The following is an 11,967-nucleotide window of genomic DNA, read 5'->3' on the forward strand; positions in this document are numbered from 1 at the left end:
ATGAACTGGCACGGCATCGCCGCCATTTATCGTTTCGAACTCGCGCGCTTTGGCCGCACCATCGCGACCAGCCTGTTGACGCCCGTCATCACCACCGCGCTCTATTTCATCGTGTTCGGCTCGGCGATCGGATCGAAGATCACGACGGTGGACGGCGTGCCGTACGGCGCGTTCATCGTCCCCGGCCTCATCATGCTATCGATGCTGACCGAGGGGATCGGCAATGCGAGCTTTGGGATCTATATGCCCAAATGGTCGGGCACGATCTATGAACTGCTCTCCGCGCCGATCTCGCCGTTTGAAACCGTGCTCGCTTATGTTGGCGCGGCGGCGACCAAATCGATGATCCTGGGGCTGGTGATCTTCGCGACCGCGCATCTCTTCGTGGCGCTGCCGATCGCGCATCCGGTGGCGATGATCGGCTTCATGCTGCTGACCGCAATCACCTTTTGCCTGTTTGGCTTTGTGCTCGGCATCTGGGCGAAGAGCTTTGAGCAGTTGCAGATCGTGCCGCTGCTGGTGGTGACGCCGCTGACCTTCCTGGGCGGCACCTTTTATTCGATCAAGATGCTGCCCGAGGCGTGGCAGACGGTAACCTTGTTCAACCCGATCGTGTATCTGATCAGCGGCTTTCGCTGGACGTTCTTCGGGCAGGGGGACGTAGCGATTGGGTGGAGTTTGGTCGCGATTGGCGGGTTTCTGGCCGTGTCGCTGGCGACGATCGCGTGGATTTTCCGGACGGGGTATCGGTTGAAGAGTTGAGGGTGGGTAAGCTTACAGCTGCTCAATGACCACCGCGCCGACTTCGCTCCGCCGGAACATCGGCAGGACTAGCGCTGCAATCCTGGCCGGAGCGGCGGAGTGAAATCGGCTTGCCGCCATCTTGGCTGGGCAGGCTCCTCCGGGTTCGGCAGTGCAAAGCTGACATAGCCGAAAAATGTCGCGATGAGCCGCTCGCGCGCATCAAGAATCGTCGTACGCCCATGCATGAAGCGCGTATTATCAAGCATCAGGACGTCGCCAGCTTCCCAAACGACGGGGACGGTCAGCGAATCCCCTACCGCCTTGATCGTCTGCAGCCATGTCTCCGGCACTGGCGAACCATCATCAAGGACGGGAAAATTGGGCAGGTTCTTGCTAAAACGCGCGAAGAGCAGGAAATTACCAAACGCTGGTTCGTCGATAAACATCGGCTTATGCAACACCGGCCGCGTGAACATCCGCACGACTTGCTCGCCGGACCGCCTGAAAAAATACGGGCAGGTCGAGGGCGGCGCCGCGAGCAGGGCATCGCTCGGCTTCGGATCACCAAGCCAAAATTCAAGCAGTTCCGGCCAGCACTCCATCTTGTAGAGCAGTCGCCGCGGTGCCAGCGCGCTTCGCAGTGCCTCTGGAAGCGCGCGAACCAGCGCGACACCATCGCAGATCGTCGTCGCCCCACCACGCGACGGCGGAGAAAAGCACGCGAAAAGAGCCGCGTCGGGCTTCCACGGCTCGCGTGACAATTCGGGGTGGAGCGAGAAGGCTAGGGTGCCGCAATTGACGGTCTGGATTTTCGCTGCCGCATCGATCGGGCGTCGTCCCAGGCTATTGTTGATCACCGAGGTCGGGCAGAAGCGCCTAGCGAAGGCAGGAAACTGCGCAATATCCGCCCCGAAACCGCGCAATAAAAGCGCGCCGTGCTGCTTGTACAGATCAATGATCTGCGTCGGATCAAGGTCTAGCAACCCGCGTTCGCGGTCAGCTTGCATCAGAACCTGCGGGCGATTCGCTTCGGGTAAATGAATGATAGGCATTGTCTTGTGAGTATAGCCGAAAGGTAAGTAATAGGCCATATTCGATCGCTATGATGCCGACACGCAACGACCTTTTCCACTCGCCAGATCACTATTTTTATGCCTTCGACGGTGATACGGCGGTGCTTGTGTCGATGGATCGTGCAGCTTATCATCGCTCGATCTTCCTCGATAACCGCATTTCGCAGGCAGCGAGCGGAACGCTGCGCGTTCCGATCGCGATGTTGGCCGATGCCCTGCATGCCCCTGCACCAACTGGCTGGATCTTCCATATCGCCCATTGTGGGTCCACCTTGCTGGCGCGCGCTTTGGACGATTTCTCGGGCAATCTTATTTTGCGCGAGCCGTTGACGCTTCGTCAGGCAGCGCTAGCACAAGCACCAGAGCAGCTTGCGGTGGCCAAGGCGATGGTCTCGAAACGCTACCGTCAGGATGCCCCGACAATCATCAAGGCCAATGTCCCGGTAAATTTCGCACTTCCCACGCTCGCAGCTCTCGATCCTGAAGCCCGCGCGATCCTGCTGTATCTGCCGCTGCGCGACTATTGCCTAGCAATTCTGCGCAGCAAGGGTCTCCGCACATGGATACGGAGTGTGACCACCGCGCTCGCACCGTGGCTCGGTGATCTCTCGCAAACGACAGATGCAGAACGCGCCGCCGCGTTGTGGCTGGCGCAAATGCGGCTGTTTTCGGCAACCGCAGCGCTGATGCCGCATGCGCGTAGCCTAGATGCCGAGCTGTTCTACGCACAACCGGTACAGGCCATAATGTCGGTAGCCGAGCATCTCGGCGTCACCTTTACTCGACCGTTCGTCGAGGCGATCGTCGCCGGACCGCTGTTTTCAACCCATTCGAAAGATCCCAGCGTGCGGTTCAACAATGATCAGCGGCTGAAACGCCGCGCTTTGATGGCAATCAGCCTCGCCGATGAGATCGGTGCTGCGGAGCGCTGGGTCGAACGCCGCGCGGCGCATGCCGATCAAGCGCTCGCAGCGCTTGCCGCGATTAGGCTAATCGACTGAGCGCGCAGGGCAGCGGGACCCCGGGTCAAGCCCCGGGTGACGGGGATTGTTGGCTTTACTTTACCACCGGCAACACCACCGCCGACCCCGCACACACCTTCTGCTCCGCCTTCACATACTCCTCCGGCTTCGCGCGCGAGATGTTGGGGACGAAGGTCTGCGGGTTGCGGTCGATGACGGGGAACCAGCTCGACTGGATTTGCACCATGATCCGGTGGCCCTTTTTGAAGACATGGTCGTGATCGCGAAGCGGCACGTCCCATTTCGTCACTTGCCCCGGCACCAGCGGCTTTGGATCGGTCTCGCTCGTCAGGAACTTGCCGCGGCGGACCTCCATTGCGATTGGCCATTGATAGCCGTTGAGCTGGCGCGGATAGGCGCCGAGCGGTTTCGTCCCGTCGAATTTCTCGTAATCATTGGGCAGCACGTCGATGAGCTTCACCACGAAATCGCTGTCGGTGCCGCTGGTCGAGGCCATCAGCTCGGCGGCGATTTTTCCAGTCACGGTCAGGTCGGCGTCCAACGGCGCTGAGACATAGCTCAGCACATCGGGCCGGTGATCGACGAAGCGCTGGTCGGCGGCTTCCCACCAGCGCCATTCGGCACGCGGGTAGGTGGACGAGATCGGACGCTCGCGGAAAGGCACCGGGTTGGCGGGGTCGGAAACATAGCTGCGACACGCCTCCCCCGCGGCAGGCTTGTCGAAGCGCAGGCTGCCATCGGCGTGGAGATACAGGCTGGTCTCGGTCGCCATCTTGGGCGGCCAGCTTGCATATGTTTTCCAGACATTCGATCCCGATTGCAGAATGCGCGCCTCATAAGCGGGCTTCTCGCCCACGCCGTGGAGCCAATAGCGGAAGAACGGGTCCTCAATCTGTTCGCGGAATTCCACGCCCGTATCGCGGCCAAGCGGAATGTTGCCAAGCATATCCATCTTGCCATGCCAGCTGCCATGCGCCCAGGGGCCCGCGACCATCACGTTCAGGTGATCGGGGTCGTTCTCCTCCTGCTTGGCATAGATCTGCCAGCTCCCCCATGGATCTTCCTGATCCCAGAAACCGGCGACGTTGAGTGTCGGCACCGTCGTCTTGCCGAGCGCCTTGTGCCAGTTCTGGTCGGTGTAAAAGCTGTCATGATTGGGGTGGTCAAACAGCGACGTCGCCATCGGCACCTTGCCAGCCCAAATCTTGTCGAGATTGGCCGCCGCGCCAAGCTTCAGGAAATAATCATAGGTATCGACGCCGCCATAATCGAAATCGGGGCCATCATCCTTGGTCAGCTGGAGCGAGGATACCCAGTCGGCGACATAGCTCAGCCTGAGCGCGCCATTGCGGTGGAGATCGTCATTGGTCCAATAATCGATCCACGCCGCTTGCGGGGATACCGCCTTCAGCGCCGGATGCGGATGGACCAGCGCAATCGCCGCCGCAAACCCCGGATAGGACACGCCCCACATGCCCACCTTGCCATTGTTGGGCTTTACGTTCTTCACCAGCCAGGCGATCGAATCATAGGCATCGGTCGCTTCATCAACGATTTTGGGCTGGCCGGGGTGCACAGCGGTGGACAGCGTGAACTTCCCGTCCGAGCCGAACCGCCCGCGCATCGACTGGAACACAAAGATATAGCCGTCCTTGACCAGTCCCTTCCAGCTGCCCGGCACCTGGCGCGGTGCAGCTTGCGGGATACCATAGGGGGTGCGCTGGAACAGAATCGGCAGCGGACCCTTTGCCCCGGTGGGGCGCAGAATCACCGTCTCCATCTTCGCGCCGTCGCGCATCGGCACCATCAGCTTTTCAAAGGTGAAGGGGGCTGCCGCCTCCACCGGTGCTTGCGCAGGCGCTGCCGGCGGGCGCGCAGCGATCATCACGGGCATGGTTGTGGCCGCAAGCAGCATGACAAGGTGGCGAGCACGCATCCATCAATCTCCCATTCACGCCGTCCAGCCTAACCCGCCGATTGCCAATCGAGAAGCGCCGATCACCCCGCTCAGCCACCAAACCGCATGAACGATGACATCCTGTTGGCACTGCAGCGGAAAAGCAGGTAACGGCGGCTGCGAGGGTCAAGGATTCTGAATGACGAATGACGATGCCGACCGGGTAGAGGCAATGATGGAATCGGCTGATCTGGCAACTGCGCTGGGCAGTGACCGGTTCAAACAGTTCCTGGATCATGTGCCCGTTGCGGTGGCTGTATCGGAACTTTATCCATCCGAAATCGTCACCTATGCCAATCTGGAATTTGCCCGCCTCACCGGGCAGGACGTTGCCGATATCGTTGGGAAAAGCTGGCGGCATTTGCCTGGCCTGGCCGCTGCCGCCGATGATGATCGCCTGTTGCGCGACGCGGTGAAGGATGATTCCGAATATATCGGCGAATTCCGGATCGAACGCGAGGCCGGGGTGATCAATGTCGATGTCTGGTCAAACACGATTGAGGGTGACAGCGGCACGCCGATCTACCGGCTGGTCGCGCTGGGCCACACTGCCGCCGACGAAGATGATGCATTGGCGGCATTGCGCAAGAAGGACGCGGCGCTCCGCGAATTGCAGCACCGGGTAAAAAACAACCTGCAAATGATCACGGCGCTGATCCGGTTGGAGGCGCGCAACGTGCCCGATGGCGACACGGGCGAACGGTTTGATCGGCTTGCCGGTCGCATCCATGCGCTGGCAACGCTGTACGACACATTGTCCAAGGACGCCGCCGACGACATGATCGACCTGGGCACCTATCTGGCCCAAATCGCTGGCGCGGTGATGCAGGCCCATGCCGTTGAGGGCATTCGACTGGATATGAAGGTAGATACCTGGCCTGTATCAATCGATGTCGCGATGCCCGCCGGGCTGGTTGTCAACGAGGTCCTCACCAATGCCCTGAAACACGCTTTTGCCGATCGGGAGAGCGGCACCATCACGATGCACAGCCTGATCGATGATAGCGGCTGCCATATCACGCTTGCGGATGACGGGGTGGGGCTGCCCGATCAGGTCGTCTGGCCCGAACGCGGCAAGCTGAGCGCGATAATCGTGCAATCCTTGCGTCAGAACGCCAAGGCCAAGATCACGGTCGATTCCGCGCCGGGCAAGGGCGTGAAGGTCGTGATTTCATTCGCCCGCTCCGCGGCAGCGGAGACAGCTGCTGACGACGCCCACTAGAGCGGGATAACGTTAGGTCGCCTTAACCTCATACCCGTTCGGGCTGAGCGAAGTCGAAGCCCACGCGCTTCGCATGCCCTTCGACTTCGCTCAGGGCGAACGGGGTTTGGGTTGGTCCAATCCAAAGTCATCACCACGCTATCGGTGGTCATCTTGCCCTTCATGCGCTTCACGCCCGCGAGCAGCGATCCGTCAGTCACGCCGGTTGCGGCAAAAATGCAATCGCCCTTGGCCAGCTCTTTCAAATCATATTGCTTGTCGAGATCCTTGATGCCCCATTTGGCGGCGCGGGCGCGTTCATCATCGTTGCGGAACACCAGCCGGCCCTTGAACTGCCCGCCGACGCAGCGCAGCGCGGCTGCTGCCAGCACGCCCTCCGGCGCGCCGCCCTGGCCGATATAGATATCAATCTGGGTATCGGGATTAGTCGTCGCGATCACGCCGGCGACATCGCCATCGGGAATCAGCATGATGCCGCAACCGATCTTGCGCAGTTCGGCGATCAGTTTTTCGTGGCGGGGCCGATCGAGCACGCAGGCGACGATGTCGCGCGGCTTGACGCCCTTGGCCTTGGCGACTGCCTTCACATTTTCGGTCGGCGTCTTGTCGAGATCAATGATGTCCTTCGGGTAACCGGGGCCGACCGCGATCTTGTCCATATAGACATCGGGCGCATTGAGCAGGCAGCCCTCTTCGGCAATGGCCAGCACCGCAAGCGAATTGGGGCCCGCCTTGGCGGTGATCGTCGTGCCTTCGAGCGGATCGAGCGCAATGTCGATCTTTGGCCCCTTGCCAATCGCCGAGCCGACCTTTTCACCGATATAGAGCATCGGCGCTTCGTCGCGCTCGCCTTCACCGATCACCACGGTGCCGTCCATGTAGAGTTCGTTCAGTGCGGCGCGCATCGCTTCGACAGCTGCGGCATCGGCGGCTTTTTCATCGCCGCGACCGACCAGCTTGGCGGCGGCGACGGCGGCGGCTTCGGTAACGCGCACCATTTCCAGCACAAGAACGCGGTCCAGGACTTTGCTTGCCTTTGGCATCAGTCATTCCTTGCTTAGGTTATGGGCCTTGTTGAGGTTACGGGCCTTGTTGAGGTTATGGGCCTTGATTGGGTTATGGAGTGGCGGATAGGCTGCGGGTGGGGGATTGTCGAGCGCGCGTCGCGCTGGATCAGGGCTTGGCCGGTGCGGATTTGGGCGGGGTGATTTCGAATAGCACCGGCCATAACTTGCCAGTAACGAACAGCCGACGATGATCGGCATCCCAGGCAATGCCATTGGGGACGGCATTGGAGTCTGTCGGGTTGACCGATTGGGTGAGCGCCGACAGATCAATCGCCGCGATCACCTTGCCGCTGACCGGATCGATCCGGACGATATAATTGGTCTGCCAGATATTGGCCAGAATCTCGCCCTCGACATATTCGATCTCGTTGATCTTGGCGAGCGGGCGACCGTTGAGCGTGACGCGGAGCCGACGTTGCTCCTTCAGCGTCACCGGATCGAGAAAGCGCAGTTCCGGCGTGCCATCCGACATGATGATCGCCTTGCCATCGCTCGTCAGCGCCCAACCTTCACCGGGATAGGCAAATTTGCCGATTTTCCGAAAGCCATCCAGCGTCCAGCGAAAGCCGGTCTGGTGCTGCCAGGTCAGGCTGATGATCTGTTTGCCCCAGGCGATAATCCCTTCGCCAAAATAGGGGGCGGGCACGATGACTTCGCGGACGACTTTGCCTGTCTCAAGCGTGACTTTGCGGATCGACGAATGGCCAACCTGGCCAGTGCTTTCGTAGAGATGCCCGTCCTGGAAGAACAACCCCTCGGTAAAGGCGCTGCTGTCATGCGGATAGACGCGGACAATTTGCGCTGCGTCCGCTGGCACGCGCTGTTGCTGATCGTCCGCGCCGATCAGCAACAGCGCCGCCAAACCGGCCAGCCCTGCCAAGGCCAGCCCCGAAAAGGCCAGCCGGGCCGTCAATCGCGCAGCAATTCGTTGATGCTGGTCTTTGACCGCGTTTGCGCATCGACCTGCTTGACGATCACCGCGCAATAGAGCGCGGGCTTGCCGTCTCCGCCGCCGATGCTGCCCGGCACGACGACGGCATAGGGCGGCACAACGCCGCGATGCACTTCGCCCGTCGCGCGATCGATGATCTTGGTCGATGCGCCAAGATAAACGCCCATCGACAGCACCGCGCCTTCACCCACCCGGACGCCTTCAGCGACTTCAGCGCGCGCGCCGATAAAGGCGCCATCGCCGATGATCACCGGATCAGCCTGAAGCGGTTCGAGCACGCCGCCAATCCCGGCGCCGCCCGACAAATGGACATTCTTGCCGATCTGCGCACAGCTGCCAACGGTGGCCCAGGTATCAACCATCGTCCCTTCACCGACATGAGCACCGATATTGACGAAGCTGGGCATCAGCACCGCGCCCTTGGCGATAAAAGCACCGCGCCGCACGATCGCGCCCGGCACAACGCGAAAGCCGCCGGTGCGGAATTCCTGTTCGGTCCAGCGATCAAATTTCAGCGGCACCTTGTCCCACCAGGTGCCCAGACTCGGGCCATTGCCGGTGAAGTCCGAATCGGCCTTGACCAGCATATTGTCGTTCAATCGGAACGACAGCAGCACAGCTTTTTTCAGCCATTGGTTAACGCGCCAACCGTCGCCCACGGGTTCAGCGACGCGGGCCTGACCGGAATCAAGCAACTGGAGCGCGGCATCCACGGCATCACGCACCGCGCCCTTGGTGGCGGTGCTGATCTGATCGCGCTTTTCCCATGCGCCCTCAATCAGGCCCTGCAGCTCTTCGCTCATGCGTCCTCCATTATCTCGTGTAACCAGGTGGTGATGTCAGCAATCGTGAAATCGATGAAGCCGCGATCCTGATCGGCATGCTGTTCCGACCCATTGTCGATCCACACCGTCGTCATGCCAATTGCCTTGGCCGGTTTCAAATTGCGGGCCATGTCTTCAAAGAAGATGCTGTGCGCAGGATCGATATCATAGGCCGCGCATAACCCAGCATAAACAGCCGGTTCGGGCTTTGGGACATAGTTGGTCGCGTGGATATCATGGATCGCTTCGAAGCTTTCGGACAGACCAATCCGGTCTAGCACTTTGCGCGCATAGGGCGCATCGCCATTGGTGAAAACGAGCTTGCGCCCGGGCAATCGCGCAATCGCCGCCACCAGCGGGGCGTTATGGTCGAGCACGTCCATTTCGATATCATGGACGTAATCCAGATATTCATGCGGATCAGTGCCATGTTCATCGATCAGGCCGGCCAGCGTGGTGCCGCGCGCGTGAAAATACTCCTTTTGCTTGATGCGGGCGGCGACCGGATCAAGCCCGAAACGATCGGCGATATAGTCGGTAATGCGCTGATCGACCTGCGTAAAAAGGTTAATATTCGCCGGATAGAGCGTATTATCCAGATCGAAAATCCAGTTGCGGATATGGCCAAGACGCGCGAGCATGGTGGCGACCTCTAAGCAGGTGCGCGGGAGGGAGCAAGGCGCGGTTCTGCAGCGCTGCAGATCTAACCGGGAAAAAGGAACCTGTTCGTCATGGCCCGGATTTTTACGCAAAGTTTGCTCAGTACGGCAGCCGTGATCATGATCGCCACCACATCGGCATGTTCGTCAGGGGGCGGGAACGGCATTCCAACGCCGCCGGCACCGGCCCCCGCACCGGCGCCAACACCAACACCAACACCAACGCCAACGCCGACTCCCACACCAACGCCAGCACCAACGCCAGCACCTGCGCCCTCGCCCACACCCACGCCCACACCAACCCCTCCCGCAAGTAGCTTCGACACTGCTGAATACCGCGCCACAGCGGGTGCGGTATCGGCCAATGCGCTTGCCGCCTATCAGCGCGGCGCGCTGGGGACTGGAATCAAGGTTGGCGTGATTGACAGCGGCATCGATCTGCAAAGCGCCGAATTTGGCAGCCGTGTTGACCCGGCATCGACGAGCACGGCGGGCAATGCCACGATCGACGATGAATCCGGCCATGGGACCGCTGTTGCCTTCACCCTGGCCGGGCGGCGGAATAACACCGGCACCCATGGCATCGCCTTTGATGCAACATTGCTGATATTCCGCACCGATAACCCGGGGTCATGCACAGTCAGCACAGGCGACAATAGCGGCTGCAAGCATGATGATCGCAGCATCGCCACCGCGCTGGATCTCGCGCGGACCAATAATGCACGCGTCGTCAACGTATCGCTCGGCGGATCGCCCGCATCGCCGGTGCTGGTCCAGGCCATTGACCGGGCGACGCGGGCGGGCATCGTTATTGTCATTTCGGCCGGCAATGATGGAACCGCCAATCCCGACAGCTTTGCCGCCATCGCGACCAACGCCGCCGTGTCGCGCGGGCTGGTGATCATCGCCGGATCGGTTGGCACCAATGATGTGATTTCCAGTTTCAGCAACAATGCCGGCACCGGTGCCAATTTCTTTCTGTCTGCCGTTGGCGAGCAAGTGCGCGCGCCGAACCAGGAGAATGTGCCGTTTCTGTGGAGCGGCACGTCTTTTTCGGCGCCGCAAATCAGCGGTGCGCTTGCGCTGCTTGCGCAGGCCTTCCCGACGCTGACCGGAACGCAGCTGGTCGAAATTCTGTATAGCAGCGCGCGCGACGCCGGGGCTGCCGGGATCGATGCGGTCTATGGGCGCGGGATCCTTGATCTCACCCGCGCCTTTGCGCCAATCGGGCAGACATCGCTCGCTGGCAGCGCTGTGCCGGTATCGCTGACCAGCAACGGCGTGTTGTCATCGGCAATGGGCGATGCGCGCCAAACCGGCTTGGGCACGGTCATCCTGGACAGCTTCAGCCGCGCCTATACGCTTGATCTGGCGAGAACGATCGGGACAGCCCGCCAACAACCCGCATTGGTGGGCGCGTTGACCGGTCGCCTGCGCCACTTCAGCGCCGCCGTCGGCTCGACGGCCATTGCGGTCACGATCGCCCCCGGCCGGGATCAGGCATCGGTCGAACGGCTGCGATTGTCGCCCGGCGACGCCGAACAGGCGCGCACCATCGCCGCCACAATCACCAGCCGGCTGGGAAGCCGCGCGGCTTTTGCGTTCGGCTTCTCACAGAGCGCGGCCGCCATGGGTGCACAACTGGCCGGTCGCAGTGACCCGGCCTTTCTGATCGCCCAGACCCCCGAACAGGCGCTGGGCTTTGCCAGCAACCCAATGACCGCGATGGCGCTCCGGCGCGATATGGGTGGGTTCGGGCTGACGCTGGCGACCGAACAGGGCGCGGTGCTGGCGCCCGTAAGCAATCCCTTGCTTGCCCAACGATCGGGCTGGCAGCGATTGGGCTATGATCGTGTCGCCATTGCGCTTGATCGACGGTTCTCGGGGCTCAGCACCGTGCTGACCGCCACCCATTTGCGCGAACAGGACAGCCTGCTCGGCGCGCATTTTGGTGCAGGGCTGGGCGCGGTTCAGGCGGCAAGCTGGTTCGTTGATGCAGCGGCGCGGCTGGAGGCTGGCGGCGGCTGGTCAATCGGTGCCGCCTATCGCCGCGGATGGACCTTTGCGCATACCCGCACGGGCTTTTCGGGATCGGGGCTGGTCGGCAGCGAAGCCTTTGCCGCCGATATCGGCAAGAACGGCATTTTTTCGGGCCATGACAGTTTTGGCGTGCGGATCGCGCAGCCCTTGCGCGTGACGAGCGGCAGCGGGCTCGATCTACAGCTGCCCAGCTATTTCGATTACTCGACCGGCGCCGTCAGCCGCTATGACAGCCAGCGGCTGAACCTTGCGCCAACCGGGCGCGAGCTTGATCTTGAAATGCGCTATGCCGTGCCGTTCCAGGGCGGGATGATCCAGACCAATTTGTACATGCGGCGCGATCCCGGCAATGTCGCCACGCTTGCCGATGATTACGGTCTCGCGCTGCGCTATTCGCTTGGCTTTTGACCAGAGTGGCTGATCGGGCTGGCCAAATCGGCCCCGCC

The 11,967-nt window shown here is 61.2% G+C and carries 10 protein-coding genes; 4 read left to right on the forward strand and 6 right to left on the reverse strand.

Annotated elements, in window-relative coordinates; translation table 11 throughout:
• A complete protein-coding gene (locus B7Y43_RS11435) occupies positions 1-762 on the forward strand; it encodes an ABC transporter permease (protein ID WP_374131824.1) in 762 nt (253 codons plus the stop codon).
• Between the two features lie 68 nt (positions 763-830).
• On the opposite strand, the gene B7Y43_RS11440 is transcribed toward B7Y43_RS11435, so the two are convergent.
• Positions 831-1,751, reverse strand: a complete 921-nt coding sequence (locus B7Y43_RS11440; RefSeq protein WP_374131780.1) for a TauD/TfdA family dioxygenase — start codon at positions 1,749-1,751, stop codon at positions 831-833.
• A gap of 179 nt (positions 1,752-1,930) precedes the next feature.
• Between B7Y43_RS11440 and B7Y43_RS11445 the strand changes: the two genes are divergently transcribed.
• Positions 1,931-2,818: a hypothetical protein gene (locus B7Y43_RS11445; RefSeq protein ID WP_374131781.1), complete on the forward strand. Its 888-nt coding sequence runs from the start codon at positions 1,931-1,933 to the stop codon at positions 2,816-2,818.
• 55 nt (positions 2,819-2,873) lie between these two features.
• On the opposite strand, the gene B7Y43_RS11450 is transcribed toward B7Y43_RS11445, so the two are convergent.
• Positions 2,874-4,736 (reverse strand): CocE/NonD family hydrolase, encoded by a 1,863-nt coding sequence (locus B7Y43_RS11450; RefSeq protein WP_374131782.1) that lies wholly within the window; start codon positions 4,734-4,736, stop codon positions 2,874-2,876.
• A gap of 160 nt (positions 4,737-4,896) precedes the next feature.
• On the opposite strand from B7Y43_RS11450, the gene B7Y43_RS11455 reads away from it, so the two are divergent.
• The gene (locus tag B7Y43_RS11455) at positions 4,897-5,979 is read left to right on the forward strand and encodes a sensor histidine kinase (protein ID WP_374131783.1); all 1,083 of its coding nucleotides are present in this window, start codon (positions 4,897-4,899) and stop codon (positions 5,977-5,979) included.
• Here B7Y43_RS11455 and glpX read toward each other — a convergent pair.
• The 4 genes from glpX to B7Y43_RS11475 form a co-directional block, all read right to left on the reverse strand.
• Entirely contained in the window at positions 5,976-7,022 is a 1,047-nt protein-coding gene (gene glpX, locus B7Y43_RS11460; protein ID WP_374131784.1) for a fructose-bisphosphatase class II family protein, read from the reverse strand. The genes B7Y43_RS11455 and glpX overlap by 4 nt on opposite strands.
• Before the next feature lie 130 nt (positions 7,023-7,152).
• A complete protein-coding gene (locus B7Y43_RS11465; protein ID WP_374131785.1) occupies positions 7,153-7,959 on the reverse strand; it encodes a glutaminyl-peptide cyclotransferase in 807 nt (268 codons plus the stop codon).
• A complete protein-coding gene (gene dapD, locus B7Y43_RS11470; protein ID WP_374131786.1) occupies positions 7,956-8,801 on the reverse strand; it encodes a 2,3,4,5-tetrahydropyridine-2,6-dicarboxylate N-succinyltransferase in 846 nt (281 codons plus the stop codon). The genes B7Y43_RS11465 and dapD overlap by 4 nt, the downstream gene beginning before the upstream one ends.
• Positions 8,798-9,463: a pyrimidine 5'-nucleotidase gene (locus B7Y43_RS11475; protein WP_374131787.1), complete on the reverse strand. Its 666-nt coding sequence runs from the start codon at positions 9,461-9,463 to the stop codon at positions 8,798-8,800. The genes dapD and B7Y43_RS11475 overlap by 4 nt, the downstream gene beginning before the upstream one ends.
• 90 nt (positions 9,464-9,553) lie before the next feature.
• Here B7Y43_RS11475 and B7Y43_RS11480 point away from each other — a divergent pair, with 90 nt between their 5' ends.
• Positions 9,554-11,929 (forward strand): S8 family peptidase, encoded by a 2,376-nt coding sequence (locus tag B7Y43_RS11480; protein ID WP_374131788.1) that lies wholly within the window; start codon positions 9,554-9,556, stop codon positions 11,927-11,929.
• Positions 11,930-11,967: the final 38 nt, after the last annotated feature.

Source organism: Sphingomonas sp. 28-62-20 (genome assembly GCF_002281505.1).

Bases quoted from the DNA above. Each gene is read 5' to 3' on its own strand.
- B7Y43_RS11440 (WP_374131780.1), bottom strand. From the start codon at position 1,751: ATGCAAGCTGACCGCGAACGCGGGTTGCTAGACCTTGATCCGACGCAG.
- B7Y43_RS11455 (WP_374131783.1), top strand. From the start codon at position 4,897: ATGACGAATGACGATGCCGACCGGGTAGAGGCAATGATGGAATCGGCT.
- B7Y43_RS11445 (WP_374131781.1), top strand. From the start codon at position 1,931: ATGGATCGTGCAGCTTATCATCGCTCGATCTTCCTCGATAACCGCATT.
- B7Y43_RS11435 (WP_374131824.1), top strand. From the start codon at position 1: ATGAACTGGCACGGCATCGCCGCCATTTATCGTTTCGAACTCGCGCGC.
- B7Y43_RS11450 (WP_374131782.1), bottom strand. From the start codon at position 4,736: ATGCGTGCTCGCCACCTTGTCATGCTGCTTGCGGCCACAACCATGCCC.
- B7Y43_RS11475 (WP_374131787.1), bottom strand. From the start codon at position 9,463: ATGCTCGCGCGTCTTGGCCATATCCGCAACTGGATTTTCGATCTGGAT.
- dapD (WP_374131786.1), bottom strand. From the start codon at position 8,801: ATGAGCGAAGAGCTGCAGGGCCTGATTGAGGGCGCATGGGAAAAGCGC.
- B7Y43_RS11480 (WP_374131788.1), top strand. From the start codon at position 9,554: ATGGCCCGGATTTTTACGCAAAGTTTGCTCAGTACGGCAGCCGTGATC.
- glpX (WP_374131784.1), bottom strand. From the start codon at position 7,022: ATGCCAAAGGCAAGCAAAGTCCTGGACCGCGTTCTTGTGCTGGAAATG.